We start from the raw sequence: 18600 nt of genomic DNA on the forward strand, positions 1-18600 counted from the left end.
GTGGGCGTTGACGGATTCGAACCGCCGACCCTCTGCTTGTAAGGCAGATGCTCTGAACCAGCTGAGCTAAACGCCCTTTCATTTGTTCATTAAGTTTGATATGCTCTATCTCTCTAAAGCGCTGCAAAGATACGGCTTTTTTTATTACCTCCAAATATTTTCAGTAAAAAAAGAAAGAAAAATAGATGGGAGGTTGTCAGCCTTTCGAAAAACTTGTGGTTAAAAACCTTTCATTAAACAGAGGGAATGTAAAGGTACGTGTAGTTTTTTATTTATAATTCGATAAAATTGAAATGCTAAAACAAAAGTTTCAGAGAAAAAATAGGTTGAAACTTTTGTTTCAGCATTTGCTTTTGGGTGAAAATAAATTTTCCCGCAAGTGAAAATTTATTTTCACCGTAGCTTAATAATTTTAGCTGACCACTTTTTGTCTGATTGTAAATTGTACTTTGTTTCATTATCGCTATAAACCGGTATAAATTCTGTAATCATTGCCACTGATTACAACATAATTCAGCAGGAAAATACTTTTTATATGTCAGACTGCAGCCTTTTTTGTAGGGTTACCTAAAAAAAATGATTTCTCTTCCGATAAGTATCAAGATTTTTGGTAACTTTGCAACTCCATATTAATAATGTATATGATATTTTCGACACTGACAGCAATTTCGCCTGTAGACGGGCGATACAGAAATAAAGCCGAGAACCTGGCGGCTTACTTTTCAGAGTATGCGCTCATTAAATATAGAGTGCAGGTTGAGATCGAGTATTTTATTACTCTGTCTGAATTCTTACCGCAGCTTCACGCATTGGCGACTGTGGAAAATAAAGAGGCTTTGCGGAAAATCTACCGCGAGTTTTCGGTTGAGGACGCTACCCGTATTAAAGAGATCGAGAGTGTGACAAATCATGATGTAAAGGCTGTTGAATATTTTATAAAAGAAAAATTCGACTTGTTGTCTTTGCAGGAGTATAAAGAATTTATCCATTTCGGATTGACTTCCCAGGATATTAATAATACATCTGTCCCTCTGTCTATCAAGGATGCGCTGAATGAAGTGTATTTCCCCGGTCTGCAGGAAGTGATCGACATGTTGAAGAAATATGCCGAGGACTGGGCGGATGTTCCCATGTTGGCCAAAACACATGGACAGCCGGCTTCTCCTACTCGTTTGGGAAAAGAAGTGATGGTGTTTGTTTACCGTTTGGAGCAACAGGTGAGGCTGTTGAAAGCGACTCCTGTTTCCGCCAAGTTCGGTGGAGCAACCGGTAATTTCAATGCGCATCATGTGGCTTATCCGGATTATGACTGGAAAGCTTTTGGAAATAAGTTTGTGAATGAAGTGTTGGGACTGAGCCGTGAGGAATGGACGACACAGATTTCCAACTATGATAACATGGCTGCTATTTTTGACGGAATGAAACGTATCGACACAATTCTGATTGATTTGTGCCGTGATTTCTGGCAGTATGTTTCCATGGAGTATTTTAAACAGAAGATCAAAGCCGGCGAGGTTGGTTCTTCTGCCATGCCGCACAAGGTGAATCCGATCGACTTTGAAAATGCAGAAGGTAATTTGGGTATGGCAAACGCCATCCTGGCACACCTGGCTACCAAGTTGCCGATTTCACGTTTGCAGCGTGACCTGACAGACTCTACAGTCCTTCGTAATGTCGGTGTGCCGATGGCTCATATCGAAATCGCATTCAAAAGTTTAACAAAAGGACTGGGTAAGTTGTTATTAAACGAAAAAGCATTGTACCGGGATTTGGATAACTGCTGGGCTGTAGTGGCCGAAGGTATTCAGACCATTCTTCGTCGCGAAGGATATCCGAAACCTTATGAAGCATTGAAAGCCTTGACCCGTACAAATGATGGTATCACAGCCGAGTCAATCAGTAATTTTATCGATACGTTGCAGGTTAGCGATGCTGTTAAAGCTGAATTAAAGGCGATAACGCCGCATAATTATACAGGTATTTAGTGAGAAACAATGGGTAGCCGTGAGGTTACCAAGTAGTTAATTATCATTTAATTTACATCAAATGAGCACAGAAGAAAGAGATGAATCTCAACCGCGTCCAAGAAAGGTGATACCAAGTATCAGACGGGAAAACACAGACCAGGATTCTGAAAGAAGACCTTACAATCAAGGTTATAACAGACCTGAAGGAAACAACTATGAACGGAGACCATATAACCGTCCTAACCGGGATGACCGTGGAGGTTATAATTTTTATGGGGACAACCGCTCTTATGGAGACAGACCGAGTCGCCCGCGTACGTATGATAACCGTGATGGCGGTTACAACAAACCGTATAATCGCGATAATGGTGGAAACCGTAGCTATGGCAACTCTAACCGTGAAGGCGGCTATAACAGCAGACCTTCTTACGGTAACAATCGCTCTTATGGCAACAACGATCGTTCTTATGGCAATGACCGTTCTTATGGAAACGATCGTTCGTACAATCGTCCGTCTCGTCCGAGCTATGAAGACAGAGGAAAGGCTTATTCGGTCACTCCGTCCGGCGATGCTATTTCGGGTGATGGTGTAAAGAAAAGAAGACCGCGTGTAGGTGATACCCGTGTAAGTTCGTCTTACGATAATCGCGATAATCGTGGTGGCAGACCTTCATACGGTAATAACAACAACCGTTATGGAAATGGCGGCGGACGTGGCGGCTACAATAACAACAGACGTCCGAACAACAATCGCCGTACTGGTGATTACAATCCGAATGCCAAGTATAACTTCCAGAAACAGTTGAAGTATAAGGAAGTGCTGGCTGATCCGAACGAACCGATCCGCTTGAATAAGTTCTTGTCTAATGCAGGCGTTTGTTCGCGTCGCGAGGCGGATGAATTTATCCAGGCAGGTGTTGTTCAGGTAAATGATCAGGTTGTAACCGAATTGGGAACGAAGATTACCCGTCAGGACAAGGTGTTGTTCAAAGACCAGCAGGTTCAGATCGAGAGCAAAGTGTATATTGTTCTGAATAAGCCGAAGAACTGTGTGACAACATCCGATGATCCTCAGGAACGTCTGACTGTCATGGATTTGGTTAAGAACGCTTGCCAGGAACGAATTTATCCGGTGGGCCGTCTGGACCGTAACACGACAGGTGTCCTGTTGCTGACTAACGATGGTGATCTGGCTTCCAAGCTGACACATCCTTCTTTCAAGAAGAAGAAGATCTACCATGTATGGTTGGATAAGAACGTCTCTATTGAAGATATGGAAAAGATCGCTAACGGACTGGAGCTTGAAGACGGAGAAATCCATGCTGACGCTATCAGTTATGCAAGCGAAGATGACAAGAGCCAGGTTGGTATCGAAATTCACTCGGGACGTAACCGTATCGTCCGTCGTATTTTCGAATCACTGGGCTATCACGTGGTTAAACTGGATCGTGTCTATTTTGCCGGTCTTACAAAAAAGAACCTGGGACGTGGAAAGTGGCGTTATCTGAACGAACGTGAGGTAAACGCGCTCCGCATGGGTGCTTTTGAATAATATAGAGTTTAGCCGGTTGGAAAAGCCGGCTAACTTGTTTTGATTACCTAAGAATAAAAATATAAACATGGAAGCAATTAAAAGAACAAAGATTGTAGACGTACTGAAAAGCGATGCTTTCGGCACGACCGTTAACGTGAAAGGTTGGGTGCGTACCCGCCGTGGTAGTAAACAGGTTAGTTTCATAGCCTTGAATGACGGTTCTACAATAAATAATGTTCAGATCGTTGTAGACGTGGATAAGCTGGGCGAAGAATTTCTGAAGCCGATAACAACAGGTGCGAGTATCAGTGTGAACGGTACGTTGGTGCAGTCGCAAGGCAAAGGCCAGAATGTGGAGATCCAGGCTACTGAAATAGAAATTTACGGTTCTGCCGATCCGAATACTTATCCTTTACAGAAGAAAGGTCATTCGATGGAATTCCTACGTGAGATCGCTCATCTCCGTCCACGTACGAATACATTCGGTGCGGTGTTCCGTATTCGTCATAACATGGCTTATGCCATTCATAAATTTTTCCATGACAGAGGGTTCTTCTATTTCCATACACCGTTGATCACAGCTTCCGACTGTGAAGGTGCAGGCCAGATGTTCCAGGTGACAACCATGAACCTCTATGATCTGAAGAAGGATGAAAACGGATCTATCGTTTATGATAACGATTTCTTTGGCAAGCAGGCGAGCCTGACTGTTTCTGGACAGTTGGAGGGTGAATTGGCTGCTACGGCTTTAGGACAGATTTATACATTCGGTCCGACTTTCCGTGCGGAAAACTCCAATACGCCGCGACACCTGGCCGAGTTCTGGATGATCGAGCCGGAAGTGGCTTTCAACGATATTCTGGATAATATGCAGTTGGCGGAAGAGTTCATCAAGTATTGTGTACAATGGGCTTTGGACAACTGTATGGACGATATCAAATTCTTGAACGATATGTTCGATAAAGGTTTGATCGAACGTTTGCAGGGAGTGTTGAAAGACGATTTCGTCCGTTTGTCTTATACAGAAGGGATCAAGATTCTGGAAGAGGCTGTTGCTAAAGGCCATACATTCGAGTTCCCGGTATATTGGGGGGTTGACCTGGCTTCGGAACATGAACGCTTCTTGGTTGAGGAGCATTTCAAACGTCCGGTAATCCTGACTGACTATCCGAAAGAGATCAAAGCTTTCTATATGAAGCAGAATGAGGATGGCAAGACGGTTCGTGCGATGGATGTGTTGTTCCCGAAAATCGGTGAAATTATCGGAGGGTCCGAACGTGAAGCTGATTATGACAAACTGTTGAACCGCATTAATGAAATGGGAATTCCTATGAAGGATATGTGGTGGTATTTGGATACTCGCCGTTTCGGTACGGTGCCTCATTCCGGTTTTGGCTTGGGCTTCGAACGTTTGCTGTTGTTTGTGACAGGTATGACAAACATTCGCGACGTGATTCCTTTCCCGCGTACACCGAAGAATGCCGATTTCTAATATCGCATAGAAGATTAAATAAAAAAACTCCGCATAGTCCTGAATGTTCTATGCGGAGTTTTTTTATTTAATCTTCATCTTCCAAGTCGATTGGGATTTGTCGTTTGAACGCTTCCTTGAAAGAGATCAGCGACTCGGTTCGGGCAAGCCCTAACGGTTGAAGTTTATTATGGATAATGCTCAATAAATGCTGATTATTCTTCGCATATATCTTTATGAATAAATCATATTGTCCTGTCGTATAATGACATTCAACCACTTCCGGGATTTCCTTCAGAGCTTCCGTTACCGATGGGAACTGCCCGGGAGATTTGAGGAACAGACCCATGTATGCACAAGTCTCATAGCCTACTTTTGTGTTGTCGACGATAAATTCGGATCCTTTGATTACGCCCAAATTGGTAAGTTTTTGTATACGTTGGTGTATTGCTGCACCCGATACATTACATTCCCGCGCTACTTCGAGGAAAGGCATACGGGCATTACCTATGATTAGTTTTAATATCTTCTCGTCAAGTTCATCCAGTTGATGGTGTGCCATAATTTATGTATATTTGTATATCTGTATAATCAGTTCTTACAATCTTAATACAAATATAAATAATCTCTAATGATTAACCTCTATTTTTTAGTGGAATATTTTAGTTTGTAAGTTCCTTTAGTAGTAATCATCTTCAATTTTATAGTTTTATGAATTTACAATCAGTAGTAGTATGTAGGTCTGTAAAAGACTTTTCTGATCCGGTATTGGACTTGATTGAGAAAACATACATGGAATCTTTTCCGGAAGTGGAACGCCGTGACTTTTCACTTGTCCGCAATTTGGTTAAAGACGAATCCCGGTTTATCGTGTATGCTCTGTCAAAGGAGGACCGGTATGTCGGCTTCATCACCGGCTGGCTTTTTGATGGCTATACTTATGCGGAACATTTTGCAATTGATCCGGCGGCCCGTAACGGGGGAATAGGAGCTGAGGCTATGAAGCAATTTCTGGCCTTCTGCGGTACTCCGGTTGTTCTGGAAGTGGAAATACCTGCGGATGAGATGAGCAAACGCAGGATTGGCTTCTATGAGCGTTTGGGCTTTAAACTGGACAATCATGTTTATCACCAGCCTCCTTACCGGGAAGGTGGAGAATGGTTGGAGATGCGGCTTATGACGTATGGCAATGTTGATCTGGAGTATTCTTTCGAGCAGGTGAAGAATTGTCTTCATAGGAATGTGTATGGAGTGAAAGGCGAGTAAGTCAGACCCCGAAGGTTTCAAGGACGGGTGAAGCAAAAAGAGTCTGATCGTAACTAAAACAAAATAAAAAAGGCGGGGTTAGAAACCTCGCCTTTTTTATTTTGTATATCCAGAGATTAGTCAGCAGCCTGACGAGCAGAATAACTAATCTTCAATGCGTATGCTTCACGAAGCGCCTGCTTAACGTCTGTGATCAGACCCATCTTGGTTTCCTTATCGGCCTTGATAGATACTGTCATGAACGGCTGATCTTCTTCTTTCATACTGGATTTTTCCTGAGCGATGTAGTCCTGAATTTCCGATACTTCAGCGAACTTGTCGTTCAACTGCAAGCGGGCTTCAGTACCCATCTTTCCTTGAAATTCCTGATTGGGCTTTCCAACATAGATGAATGTAACCAACGATTTCTTTTCCAGCTTCTGAAGTTCAGTAGCCTGTGGAGCGCGGAATTGCACCATCAATGTTACTTCACGCATGGATGTTACCATCATGATGAAGAACAAGAAAGCGAACACCAAGTCAGGTAATGATGACGTATTCAATTCGGGCATTTCACGTCCGCCCGCTTTACTAAACTTTCCCATTACTTCTTATCTCCATAATTTTTAGGTTCTGCTTCAGAAATCTTTTGCGGATAAATCTGCTGCACAGCCTTTTGTTGTTCTTCATCCAGATCTGCGAATGCTTTTCCGAATTTCTTTCTGGAAACATCGTCACGCAGTTCGTTGTATGCTTTTGCTAATTCGTTCTGAACACTGATGTAAGCCTGATATTCAGTACCACGGTCATTCTGCAGAGAGATAACGTGCTTTTTAGCAGTCATTACTTTTCCGAAGAAAGGAACGTCCTCTTCTGTTTTTTCGGGCTTATTCGCATCATTGTACGGATTCTCGATGAACTCTTTAACCTTGTCTTTCAATTGCTTGATGTCGACGAACTGGTCGCCGCAGAGAATCTGGTTGCTACTGTTGATCAATACAACCAACAAGTTCCTCTTGTTAACATCAACATCATTCTTCTTTTGGTCTTTAGGAACAGGAGGCGGCAAACGTCTTGCCAAACCTTTATCTGTATCCATAGATGTAGTAATAAGGAAGAAGATAAGCAACATGAAAGCAATATCGGCTGAAGAAGTCGCATTCATTGCGGGTACTTTTCTCTTTTTTCTTGCCATATAGCTTTTTGTTTTATCGATTCGTTATTACTAAATTATCTGTTCAGCATTTTCTTTACGCTTCCTGCTACTACAGCTATGATGATCAATACCATTAAAACAATGGAAGAATTGATCCACATGTCTGTAATCTTCAACCAGCCTACCGTATTATACTTCTGCGAATCAGCATTCAGACCCTGCAACGGAGTACCGTCACCGATAGAGTAGGTAATGAATAACATTGCAACGAATGCAACAACCACACCTAAAGCTGCAACAGCGGATTTAGGATTAACCTTCAACAAATTGACAAACTGCCAAATTGCAAATAACACCATACAAACGATTGTAACAAAGAACAATCCGGTTGTCCAGTTCAATAACAGGCCGGTGTATACATATTCTTTCATTTCTTCTCCCGGATTCGTAATGCCTCCGCCGAAGAACATACCCAGTACGACAATGCTGATAAGTGAAACCACCAGCAATGTCCAACTGGACATTTTTCTTATTTTAGTAACTGCCATAAGTCTAATTATTTTTTGAATTTAAGGTTGTATTTGATAACCATATCCAGCAAAGTGATAGAAGCGTCTTCCATCTGGTTCAGGATAGCTTCCAGTTTGCTCAGCAAATAGTTATAGAATACCTGAAGGATCAATGCAACAACCAAACCACCTACTGTTGTGATCAAGGCCACTTTCATACCACCTGCTACAACCGTCGGGCTGATATCACCAACCTGTTCGATTTTATCGAACGCCATAACCATACCTACTACAGTTCCCAAGAATCCTAATGACGGAGCCATTGCGATAAACAATGTGATCCAAGACATGTTCTTTTCCAAAAGACCACCCTGAACACCACCATAAGAAACAATAGATTTTTCAACAACATCAATACCTTGGTCAATTCTCATCAAACCCTGGTAAGCGATAGAAGCGATAGGACCTCTTGTATCACGAGCGATAGCTTTTGCACCTTCTACATCACCTTTATCCAAAGCATCTTCAATACTTTTCAGCAATTTGCTGGAGTTAGTTTCAGCCAAGTTCAAGTAAATAATTCTTTCCAAGCAGAAAGCCAAACCGAAAATCAATGCGATAGCAACCAAACTCATGAAGTCGGCACCACCTTCGATAAACTTAGTCTTCAAAGCCTGGTACATACCACCTTCAACAGCGGTTCCGGCAGCTTCTTGCGCGAATGCTACAGAAGAGATTCCAAGAGCACATAAACTCATGAACGTTTTTGCAAAATACTTTTTCATTGTGTGTTTAATTTTTAAGATTAATAATTCTCTTATTTGTTTTTATTTTTTGTTATTAATAATCGTCATGGTATCTTAAAGCGGAGAGAGCGGGATTCGAACCCGCGAAACCCTTTAGGGGTTTACACGCTTTCCAGGCGTGCCTCTTCAACCACTCGAGCATCTCTCCAAAAACAAGCCACCGCTTCTCTAAAACGGGTGCAAAATACGAAAAAAATCGCATATCCAAACGTTTCAGTGCACAAATCTATAGTTTTTGCTTGACATATGCACAATATCTGGCGGATAAATTTTGAATACGCGCGAAAATATCTCACGATATTGGTTTATTCTCGATTTTAAATAGTTTTAGAGCATTTATCCGTGTTGTTTCAACGGTCTCTTCAAGTGTCAGGCCATAGGTCAAGGCTACTTTTTCAGCCGTTTTCCAGATATAGGCCGGCTCGTTCCTTCTCCCCCTGTAGGGGACAGGGGCGAGGTAGGGGGCGTCTGTCTCCAATACTATTTTCCGGATGTCTGTCTGCCGGATGATATCCGACAGCTTGGAGTTTTTAAATGTAATGACCCCATTTATCCCGATTTTGAAATTTTTTAATTTTTTAATTTCTTCCAATTCGGCTTCATTACCGGTAAAACTATGAAAGACTCCGGTGAGCGTGTCGGCTCCTACCTTATATAAAGAGTTGAAAACTTCCGGGTAGGCGTCGCGGGTGTGAATGGCGACCGGCAGATTGAGATCGATGCTCCATCTGAGTTGTTCCTCGAATACTTCTTTCTGTTCCTTCAGGTATGTTTTGTCCCAATACAGGTCTATACCTATTTCCCCGATTCCGCAATAAGCACGTTTGCCGAGCCATGATTCTGTTTCCTTCAGGTTTTTGGCATAATGTTCGTTGACGCTGGTCGGGTGCAGTCCCATCATCGGATAAGTGAAATCCGGATAACGGTCGCACAGGTCATGCATCCGCCCGATGGTGGTGGTGTCGACATTCGGAAGGAGCAGGGTGTCTATGCCCGACTTTTTCGCGGCAGTGACCAGTTGATCCTGCTCCGGATCAAAATCCTCTAAATACAGATGGTTGTGTGTGTCGATCAGTTTCATTTTAAGACTGGCGGTTCATTAAACGGGCGCTGACTCCTTTCAGTATGGTTAACCTTTCGGAATCTACGCTTAACGAGGCCAGGCAATTCATTGCCTGATTATAATATGCGTGTATTTTTTCTTCGGACAACTCTTTTAGCTGCAGTTGGTCATAGATGGCTGTCACAGAGGCGATTTTCTCTGCCGGATCGAATGTCTTTTTGCCTATCCAGTTGTTCAGCTCCGCTTTCTGGGTATCCGAAGCAAGGCGTAAAGCGTTGATCAGCATGAATGTCTTTTTGTTGCAGAGTATGTCTCCTCCGATGTTTTTGCCGAATGTAGCCGTGTCTCCGTAAACATCCAACAGATCATCCTGCAACTGGAAGGCCAGCCCGATGTTGATGCCGAATTGGTACAGCGCTTCGGCATCCGCTTCCGGTGCATTCCCCATAATGGCTCCCATCTTCAGGGCGCAGGCAAGCAATACGGCCGTTTTCAGACGGATCATTTCGATGTATTCCGCTTCCGTTACGTCGGTTCTCGATTCGAATTCCATATCGTATTGCTGTCCGCCGCATATCTCAAGCGCAGTACGGGTGAATAGGTCTAATATTTCTTTTAATGATTCGGATTTCGTTTCGCCGATCAGTTGATAGGCTGCAATCAGCATGGCGTCTCCGGAAAGGATGGCAGTGTTGTCATTCCATACTTTATGGACGGTCGGTTTGTTTCTTCTTTTATCGGCTTCGTCCATCAGGTCATCGTGCAAAAGGGTGAAGTTATGGAATACTTCAAGTCCTAACGCCGGCTTGATGGCTATATCTACATTTTCTTTATATAAGTTACATGCCATTAGGACGAGTGCCGGACGGATTCTTTTTCCACCGAGTGAAAGGATGTACTCGATCGGTTCGTATAGACTTTTGGGGGGATAGGTGAATTGGAGCCGGGTAATTTCCTGCTCTATTTTCTGTAAGATATCATTAAAAGCGAACATATATTATTTGTTTAAATAAAAAAGGCTGCGATAGAAGCAGCCTTTTCGTACTATTTACATGTTATTATTGCAGTCTGAATGTAACAGGCACTGTGTATTTAACACGTACGGGTTTACCTCTCTGTTTACCCGGTGACCATTTCGGCATGCTGTTGATCACACGGAGAGCTTCTTTATCCAGTGACGGGTCAACACCACGGATAACTTCTGCATCTACGATGGAACCGTCTTTGTTAACCACAAACGAGCAGGATACACGACCCTGGATACCGTTTTCCTGGGCAATAACCGGATATTTGATTGATTTTGCCAGGTATTGTAACAAAGCACCTTGTCCGCCCGGGAATTCAGGCATTGTTTCTACAACAGTAAAAATCTGCTGTGAAGATTCCTCTTCTTCTTCAACTACTGCAGGAGGAGTATAAGCTTCAACCTGTGCTGTAGTAGCGTCGTCTTCTGAAGAAACGATGTCGACATCGTCTAACTTGACGTCATCTTCTACAACGGTTAATACTTCTGCTACAGCAGGTGCAGGAGGGGGAGGAGGAGGGGGAGGAGTATCCTCCGGTCTCGTGATTTCAACTTCTTCTTCCGCGATGATATCAGCAACGCCCTCACTCTGGACAATTGTGATTTCACGGTCGCTCCATTCGAAGCCAACGAACAGTACTGCAAGTCCGACGATCATACCCATCAGGATACCCATCGTCTTACCTTTTTCCAGGTCCGCTTTTGGTGATTTCTTAACTTCCATATCTCTTAGTGTTTAAAGATGTGTTTTTCTTCTGCGACAAATATACGGAGTTATTTTTTAAATCCGAACAATTCGTATTAAATATACGTTATTTTTACTTTTTTTTTGACTGAGAATAAAAATAATAGTTTCTATATACCTTTTTCGGCTTTTTCCCGTTTCTGTAAATGGGGTGTATAAGACCCGTTTTATTTATCTTTGTACGTATTTTACCAGAGAAATATGAGAAATATTCTATTTATACTCTTCTTTTCCTTCTTGTTACAGGCTGTTGTCGCGCAAACCGGCGACACCGGATATACCTTTCTCCGCTATCCTTCTTCGGCAAGAGCCAATGCGATGGGAGGCAATACGATGTCCTTGGTCGAACGGGACCCGTCCCTGATTTTTCATAATCCGGCTTTGTTGGGAGCCGAGATGGATCAGATGGTTAATCTGAATTACCTGAATTATATATCGGATATCAATGTCGGGAGCGCCCTTTTTACCAAGGCATATAAGGAAAAAGGGGCCTGGGGTGTGGGAGCTTCGTTCTTCAGCCAGGGAAAAATACGGGGAATGTCGGAGGAAGGCCTTCCGACGGGAGATTTTACGGCAAAGGATATCAGTGTGAACGGTTTCTTCTCGTATGACCTTTCCGAGCGCTGGCGTGGTGGGGCTTCGTTGAAGTTTTTATATTCGGGGATCGGAGATTATACCTCGATCGGTGTGGCTGTCGATGCCGGCTTGAGTTATTATGATTCCGAAAAAGGATTTTCTTTCGGTTTTGCTTTTAAAAATATCGGAGCCCAACTGAAAGCCTATGAGGACGAGCGTCAGAAAATGCCTTGGGATATCCAACTGGGGATCACCAAGCAGATGGCTCATGCGCCTATCCGCTTGTCGCTGACTGCACAGTATTTGACGAAGTGGAAAGTCGAGTATGTGGATGATTACGACAGAGAATATACAGGTGATAATTTTTTCAAGTCTTTTATGAAACATTTGGTGATCGGTGTTGACTATGTTCCCTCCGACAACTTCTGGCTTGGTATCGGGTATAACCCTAAGACGGCATTGGATATGAAATTGCAGGGGGGGAACGCTCTTGCCGGTTTCTCCGGTGGTGCCGGTGTGCGGATCAAGATGTTCGACGTTGGTGTTTCCGTAGCCAAATATCATCCTTCGGCTCTTTCCATGATGCTGAGCATCTCCACTACGATCAGCGACTTCTAAGTAAATTCGTTCTCTTTTTTACTATTAGTTTTTTTACCAATAGATTACTAATCCGTTGGCTTCTTTGTTACATCTTATAGCTTGTTCGCTTGGATGCAAGCGTTTTGTGGATTATATGGAAAACAATAAAATATAAGGATGAATAGGATAATTTATAAGGAAGGGAGCAATAAACTGTTGTATATTTGCATTTCCTTTACATTAATATATGTAGTGATGAAAAAGATAATTATAGCGATAGATGGTGTCTCTTCCACCGGGAAGAGCACGATGGCAAAAGATTTAGCAAAGGAACTGGGGTATACCTATATCGATACGGGGGCGATGTACCGGGCTGTCACTTTGTACAGTTTGCAGCATGGTTTTTTTACAAGCGGCGGTATCGACGAACGGAAGTTGCAGGAGGCCATGTGCGATATCGATATCTCTTTCCGTTTTAACCCGGAAACCGGACGTCCGGATACTTATCTGAACGGTGTGAAAGTGGAGAAAGAAATACGGGGAATGGAAGTGGCCAACCGCGTGAGTCCGATTGCAGCTTTAGGTTTTGTACGCCGTGCGATGGTCGCCAAGCAACAGGAAATGGGAAAGGCGAAAGGGATCGTAATGGACGGTCGAGATATCGGTACGGTAGTCTTTCCGGAAGCGGAACTCAAGATTTACGTGACAGCCAGCCCGGAAGTGCGTGCCCAGCGACGTTTGGATGAACTGAAAGCCAAAGGCGAGGTCGCTTCTTTTGAGGAAGTTCTTGAAAATGTGAAGACGCGTGACCATATCGATATGACTCGTGCCGAGAGCCCGCTCCGTAAAGCTGATGATGCTTTGGAACTGGATAACTCGCATCTGACGATTGCCGAGCAGAAGGCTTGGCTCCTGGAACAGTATGAAAAGGTCGTTACAACGGATTAGCCATGATAGAAGTCGAGATAGATAAAGGTTCCGGCTTTTGCTTTGGCGTGGTGACGGCCATCGAAAGTGCCGAACGCGAACTGAAGAATACGAATACGTTGTATTGCCTCGGAGATATCGTGCACAACAGTTTGGAAGTGGAACGGCTGGAAGAGTCGGGACTGCGGACGATCGAGCACGACGAGTTTACCCGCCTGAAGGGAGAAAAGGTGTTGCTTCGGGCTCATGGTGAACCGCCTTCGACCTATGAGATCGCCCGGCAGAACAACATCACGATCGTGGATGCGACCTGTCCGGTGGTACTCCAGCTACAGCGCAAGATTCATAAATGCTATGTGGCTACGCGAGACAGCCATACGCAGGTTGTGATCTATGGAAAGAAAGGACATGCCGAAGTGAATGGCTTAGTCGGACAAACGGAAGGGACGGCTATCGTTATCGAGAAGATGAAGGATCTCGACCGGCTGGATTTTAGTCGGAATATCTGCCTTTTTTCACAGACAACTAAGTCGCTTGACGGCTTCCGCGAAGTTGTGGATGAGATCCGGAAGCGTATTGCGGACGGGGTGCAATTCGAATATTTCGATACGATCTGCCGTCAGGTAGCCAATCGCTTGCCAAACATCAAGACGTTTGCCTCCAAGCATGATTGGGTGTATTTTGTTGCCGGAAAGAAGAGCTCTAATGGAAAGATGCTGTTAGAAGAATGCCGGAAGGCAAATCCGAACACGGTCTTTATCTCGGAGGCGAAGGAGATTACCGAGCCGTTACCTAAAGGTGTGGGCAGTGTCGGCGTGTGCGGAGCGACATCCACTCCCAAGTGGCTGATGGAAGAGGTGGCCGTGCGCATTCGTGAATTGAACGCCAGCCGTTGACTTTTCGGGTTAAGATTTGATGAAGTTTTGGAAAATGGACAGGTTTTTGGCAAATAATTCGTATTTTTGCCGTAAACATTAAAAATAGAAAGAGATATGCCAATCAAGTGCATCGGTATTTTGACATCCGGCGGCGATGCCCCGGGTATGAATGCGGCCATTCGTGCCGTGACGCGTTCAGCCATTTATAACGGAATAGCGGTGAAAGGTATCTACCGCGGGTATAAAGGGATGATCACGGATGAAATAGAAGAATTTAAGACTCAGAATGTCAGCAATATCATACAGCGTGGCGGTACGATCTTGAAAACGGCCCGTTGCATGGAGTTCAAAACCCCTGAAGGACGTAAGCAGGCGCATGACAAGTTGGTGGAGCATGGTATCGACTCTCTCGTGGTGATCGGAGGCGACGGTTCTCTGACGGGAGCGCGTATCTTTGCCGATGAATTCAATATGCCGATTGTCGGACTTCCCGGTACGATTGACAACGATTTGTATGGGACGGATATCACAATCGGCTACGACACGGCGTTGAACACGATCATGGAGTGTGTCGACAAGATCCGTGATACGGCTACTTCGCACGAACGTTTGTTCTTTATCGAAGTGATGGGGCGTGATGCCGGCTTCCTGGCCTTGAACGGTGCGATTGCATCCGGAGCCGAAGCTGCCATCATCCCGGAGATCTCATTAGAGAAAGACCAGTTGGCAGAGATGATCGAGACCGGTTTCCGCAAGTCGAAGAACAGTAGTATCGTGCTGGTGGCAGAAAGCGAAGTGACTGGCGGTGCGATGGGAGTGGCGGAGCGTGTGAAACGTGAGTACCCGCAATTTGACGTGCGCGTCTCTATTTTGGGACATTTGCAGCGAGGCGGCTCGCCGACGGCACAAGACCGTATCCTGGCTACCCGTATGGGAGTGGCAGCCGTTGATGCGTTGATGGACGGGCAGCGCAATGTGATGATTGGCATCCAAAACGACCAGATCGTCAATGTACCCTTCTCAAAAGCTATCAAGAACGACAAACCGATCAACCGCGATTTGCTGAACGCACTTCGGATTTCCTCTATTTGATAATAACAAAAAAACGAGGTGTGTCAATTTGATATCACTGGACGCAGACAACGCAGACAACACAGACGTGAGCAGATTTATTTTGCTGATAATCAATAATGTCTGCGTTAATCTGCGCTCGTCTGTGTTGTCTGCGTCCTATGAATACCAATATTTGGTACACTCTCTTTTTTTATTTACTGGCCGACAAATTCTCCAAGAATAAGTCCATCATCCGTTTGGCGGCGACGAACGAACTGATCTCGTTATTCAATACCTGCTGCTCCGTAAGGTTCAACATACTTTCTACCGCCGGATTATGATAGAATGTTTCACGAAGCGTATCGTTAATGCTTTCATACATCCAATACTTGGCCTGCTCGTTACGCTTGTAGTTGAAGTAGCCGTTCTTTTGGGTGAATTCCATATACTCTCCGACCATATCCCAGATTTCTTTTATCCCTAAATTATAGTAACCGGAATAAGTCAATACTTTCGGGAACCAGCCGGATTCGGGAGCCGGAAACAGGTGTAGGGCGTTGCGGAACTGCGCCGCTGCCAACTTAGCCTTTTCAAGATTGTCACCATCTGCTTTATTGATGATGATCCCGTCCGCCATCTCCATGATTCCGCGTTTGATGCCTTGTAATTCGTCTCCGGTACCGGCAAGCTGGATCAACAGGAAGAAATCGACCATCGAGTGGACGGCCGTTTCGCTTTGTCCGACACCGACCGTTTCGACAAATACCGTATCGAATCCGGCAGCTTCGCAAAGAACGATCGTTTCGCGTGTTTTACGGGCGACACCACCTAAGGAACCTGCTGATGGCGAAGGACGGATGAAAGCGTTCTTTTCACGGGACAGGGCCTCCATACGGGTTTTGTCGCCGAGGATGCTGCCTTTCGAACGTTCGCTACTGGGGTCAATCGCCAGCACTGCCAGCTTACGTCCTTCCCCTATCAGATGCATACCGAACGCATCGATCGAGGTACTTTTACCGGCTCCCGGCACTCCGGTGATACCGATGCGGACAGACTTTCCTGCATGCGGCAGGCATTTTTCGATAATCTCCTGTGCCACTTGCTGGTGTTCATATTTGGAGCTTTCTACCAGCGTTACCGCCTGGCTGAGGATCGTAATGTTCCCTTTCAGGATACCTTCCACAAATTCGGCAGGCGTATATTCTTTGCGTTGAATCCTTTTTTTCAGATAAGGATTTACGGTCGGTACATCGGCTACTCCCTTATTCACCTTTAATCCTTTGTACAGATCGTCGTTCTCGGGATGTTCCATAATTTAGTTGAAAGTTGAAAGGTGAGAGTTGAAAGGTAGAAGAGGAAGCTGTTTTAACTTTCAATTTTCACCTTTCAACTTTCACCTGGTGGTTATTTACTGGCTGTCACCTTCACCAACCGTACCGGACCGTTCGGGTCGTTACATACGATGTTGACGAGGGCTTCCAGCTTCGTTTTTATCTCTTTCGGGCGGACCGTCACTTTGAAAGTGGCTGTCGTACCCGGTTTGATTTCTTTTTTACCACCGGAAACGGCTACGCGTTCGTCATCGCAGGATGCACTGTAGATGACAAGCGGTGATTTTCCGGAATTGGTTATTTCGATCGTACCGCTGACCCGGCCGCCGACCAATGGGATGAAACTGCTTTTGTCGGGTAGTTTGCCGAAATCAAGCAGTGTCCCTGATAACTGTGCTACCGGAGCTTTCGCCTTTTCCGATGTGGTCAGTTTGCTGAAATCGTCTATGATATTGGCTGCAACGTACAGGTGGCTTTCCGTTCCTTTCTTTTGGCCGACACTTTCGACAGTCAGCGGAATTTCGGCTGTCACACGGCCCTTTCGCTTAGCCTCTTTCGCATTTATCAGGATGGATATTTCGCCTGTTTCACCCGGAGCCAGTTTAGCTGGATTGGCTACGATGTTCAGATAATGCGGCGTCTTTCCTAAATGAATGTTCAAGGAGGTCTTTCCTTCATTGATTATGCTGATCTTTTCTCCCAATGTCTCTTCAGGGCGAACTGTGCTGTAGAGGATATTCTTGGTTTGCAGCTTCAGATCGCCGATGCTATAAGGATAAATCAATATGGGTTGAGCTTCTTTAGGAATCACGTTTCCTTTGATACCTAAGGAGAAGCTGCCTTTTTTGCCGTTACTGTAGATGGCTATGGTCTTGTAAAAAGGACCGGGACGCCCTTTCGGGTTGTAAGTTACTTTTACCTCTCCGGTCTTGCCCGGAGCGATGGGCTCTTTGGTCCATTCGGGTTGCGTGCAGCCGCAAGAAGCGGTGATCCGCGTGATGACAAGCGGGCCGTTACCTGTGTTTTTGATCTTAAATATGTGACTTGCCAATCCATCGGACTCTCCTATCGTACCGAAGTTATAGATTAACTCGTCTGCACTGATTTGGGCGTTATTTTGTGCCGATATACCGCTTATGGCAAACAATATACCGGCAAGTATAAAGACCAGTTTGTTTCTGTTCAACATTCTTTATCGTTCAGTTTTCCTGTTATTATTCTACCTCTCCCCGGATCGTCAGGATAAAACTACCGGTTTTACCATTGCTGTATACGGAAATAGTCTTGACAAAAGGACCGGGACGGTCTTTCGGGTTGTAAGTGATTTTGATATCGCCTGTTTTGCCCGGAGCTATCGGTTCTTTTGTCCATTCTGGCGTCGTACAGCCGCAAGAGGCGATGACACGTGTCAAGACCAACGGCGCATCGCCTGAATTTTTTATTTTAAAAGTATGCGATACATTGCCGTTCGCTTCCTTGATTGTTCCGAAATCGAAAGAGGTTTCATCTGCCGAGATTACAGCTTTGTTTTGAGCTGAAGCTATTCCTGTTGCCAGCAGGATGGCCATAAAAATAAAAATAATCTGTTTCATTTTCTCTTTTTATTTAGCTATTGATTAGAATGCAAAGATAATTATAAATAGACAATTATCAAAATGTCACTACCATCCCATGAAAATGGGATTAGTAGTGCATGTAAAAAGATTTAGTAGTGCGGGTAATATTTTTTAACGTTT

At 44.5% G+C, this 18600-nt stretch carries 19 protein-coding genes and 2 tRNA genes; 8 read left to right on the plus strand and 13 right to left on the minus strand.

The window, feature by feature from the left end; all coding sequences use genetic code 11:
• Window position 1: 1 nt before the first annotated feature.
• Window positions 2–76: transfer RNA gene (locus tag NQ564_RS18770), tRNA-Val, on the minus strand.
• A gap of 565 nt (window positions 77–641) precedes the next feature.
• Between NQ564_RS18770 and purB the strand changes: the two genes are divergently transcribed.
• The 3 genes from purB (at window position 642) to asnS (ending at window position 4993) form a co-directional block, all read left to right on the plus strand.
• Window positions 642–1985 carry an adenylosuccinate lyase gene (gene purB, locus NQ564_RS18775; protein WP_039848435.1) on the plus strand — a complete coding sequence of 448 codons (1344 nt, stop codon included), beginning with the start codon at window positions 642–644 and terminating at the stop codon, window positions 1983–1985.
• A gap of 61 nt (window positions 1986–2046) precedes the next feature.
• The gene (locus NQ564_RS18780) at window positions 2047–3519 is read left to right on the plus strand and encodes a pseudouridine synthase (RefSeq protein ID WP_039848351.1); all 1473 of its coding nucleotides are present in this window, start codon (window positions 2047–2049) and stop codon (window positions 3517–3519) included.
• Window positions 3520–3586: 67 nt separating this feature from the next.
• Entirely contained in the window at window positions 3587–4993 is a 1407-nt protein-coding gene (asnS, locus tag NQ564_RS18785) for an asparagine--tRNA ligase (protein ID WP_008154380.1), read from the plus strand.
• 67 nt (window positions 4994–5060) lie between these two features.
• On the opposite strand, the gene NQ564_RS18790 is transcribed toward asnS, so the two are convergent.
• Complete coding sequence (locus NQ564_RS18790; protein WP_008152579.1) at window positions 5061–5534, minus strand: Lrp/AsnC family transcriptional regulator; 474 nt, start codon at window positions 5532–5534, stop codon at window positions 5061–5063.
• 149 nt (window positions 5535–5683) lie between these two features.
• Between NQ564_RS18790 and NQ564_RS18795 the strand changes: the two genes are divergently transcribed.
• On the plus strand, window positions 5684–6238 hold the full coding sequence (locus NQ564_RS18795; protein ID WP_008152578.1) for a GNAT family N-acetyltransferase: 555 nt from the start codon (window positions 5684–5686) through the stop codon (window positions 6236–6238).
• Between the two features lie 116 nt (window positions 6239–6354).
• Here NQ564_RS18795 and NQ564_RS18800 read toward each other — a convergent pair whose 3' ends face one another.
• From NQ564_RS18800 to NQ564_RS18835, 8 genes are all read right to left on the minus strand, one after another.
• Window positions 6355–6822 carry an ExbD/TolR family protein gene (locus tag NQ564_RS18800; protein ID WP_008152576.1) on the minus strand — a complete coding sequence of 156 codons (468 nt, stop codon included), beginning with the start codon at window positions 6820–6822 and terminating at the stop codon, window positions 6355–6357.
• Complete coding sequence (locus tag NQ564_RS18805; protein WP_008152574.1) at window positions 6822–7412, minus strand: ExbD/TolR family protein; 591 nt, start codon at window positions 7410–7412, stop codon at window positions 6822–6824. The genes NQ564_RS18800 and NQ564_RS18805 overlap by 1 nt, the downstream gene beginning before the upstream one ends.
• 35 nt (window positions 7413–7447) lie before the next feature.
• Window positions 7448–7921, minus strand: coding sequence for a hypothetical protein (locus NQ564_RS18810; protein ID WP_008152573.1), 474 nt, complete (start codon window positions 7919–7921; stop codon window positions 7448–7450).
• Between the two features lie 8 nt (window positions 7922–7929).
• Window positions 7930–8667 carry a MotA/TolQ/ExbB proton channel family protein gene (locus tag NQ564_RS18815; protein ID WP_008152572.1) on the minus strand — a complete coding sequence of 246 codons (738 nt, stop codon included), beginning with the start codon at window positions 8665–8667 and terminating at the stop codon, window positions 7930–7932.
• A gap of 81 nt (window positions 8668–8748) precedes the next feature.
• Window positions 8749–8836, minus strand: a tRNA-Ser gene (locus NQ564_RS18820).
• Window positions 8837–8980: 144 nt separating this feature from the next.
• Complete coding sequence (locus NQ564_RS18825; RefSeq protein ID WP_008152567.1) at window positions 8981–9769, minus strand: TatD family hydrolase; 789 nt, start codon at window positions 9767–9769, stop codon at window positions 8981–8983.
• Between the two features lies 1 nt (window position 9770).
• Window positions 9771–10745, minus strand: a complete 975-nt coding sequence (locus tag NQ564_RS18830; protein ID WP_008152566.1) for a polyprenyl synthetase family protein — start codon at window positions 10743–10745, stop codon at window positions 9771–9773.
• A 64-nt stretch (window positions 10746–10809) separates the two neighbouring features.
• Window positions 10810–11499: an energy transducer TonB gene (locus NQ564_RS18835; protein ID WP_008154384.1), complete on the minus strand. Its 690-nt coding sequence runs from the start codon at window positions 11497–11499 to the stop codon at window positions 10810–10812.
• A gap of 222 nt (window positions 11500–11721) precedes the next feature.
• On the opposite strand from NQ564_RS18835, the gene porQ reads away from it, so the two are divergent.
• From porQ to pfkA, 4 genes are all read left to right on the plus strand, one after another.
• Window positions 11722–12714 carry a type IX secretion system protein PorQ gene (gene porQ, locus NQ564_RS18840; protein WP_008152561.1) on the plus strand — a complete coding sequence of 331 codons (993 nt, stop codon included), beginning with the start codon at window positions 11722–11724 and terminating at the stop codon, window positions 12712–12714.
• 216 nt (window positions 12715–12930) lie between these two features.
• A complete protein-coding gene (gene cmk, locus NQ564_RS18845; protein ID WP_036606842.1) occupies window positions 12931–13623 on the plus strand; it encodes a (d)CMP kinase in 693 nt (230 codons plus the stop codon).
• Window positions 13624–13625: 2 nt separating this feature from the next.
• Entirely contained in the window at window positions 13626–14498 is an 873-nt protein-coding gene (locus NQ564_RS18850) for a 4-hydroxy-3-methylbut-2-enyl diphosphate reductase (RefSeq protein WP_008152558.1), read from the plus strand.
• 96 nt (window positions 14499–14594) lie between these two features.
• A complete protein-coding gene (pfkA, locus tag NQ564_RS18855) occupies window positions 14595–15572 on the plus strand; it encodes a 6-phosphofructokinase (protein WP_008152555.1) in 978 nt (325 codons plus the stop codon).
• Between the two features lie 172 nt (window positions 15573–15744).
• On the opposite strand, the gene meaB is transcribed toward pfkA, so the two are convergent.
• The 3 genes from meaB to NQ564_RS18870 all read right to left on the minus strand — a co-directional run bounded on the left by meaB (window position 15745) and on the right by NQ564_RS18870 (window position 18456).
• Entirely contained in the window at window positions 15745–16845 is a 1101-nt protein-coding gene (meaB, locus tag NQ564_RS18860; RefSeq protein ID WP_008152553.1) for a methylmalonyl Co-A mutase-associated GTPase MeaB, read from the minus strand.
• A 92-nt stretch (window positions 16846–16937) separates the two neighbouring features.
• On the minus strand, window positions 16938–18053 hold the full coding sequence (locus NQ564_RS18865; protein WP_008152552.1) for a DUF1573 domain-containing protein: 1116 nt from the start codon (window positions 18051–18053) through the stop codon (window positions 16938–16940).
• A 25-nt stretch (window positions 18054–18078) separates the two neighbouring features.
• Window positions 18079–18456, minus strand: coding sequence for a DUF1573 domain-containing protein (locus NQ564_RS18870; protein ID WP_008152549.1), 378 nt, complete (start codon window positions 18454–18456; stop codon window positions 18079–18081).
• Window positions 18457–18600: the final 144 nt, after the last annotated feature.

Origin of the sequence: Parabacteroides johnsonii DSM 18315 (assembly GCF_025151045.1) — a bacterium.
Lineage (GTDB): Bacteria > Bacteroidota > Bacteroidia > Bacteroidales > Tannerellaceae > Parabacteroides > Parabacteroides johnsonii.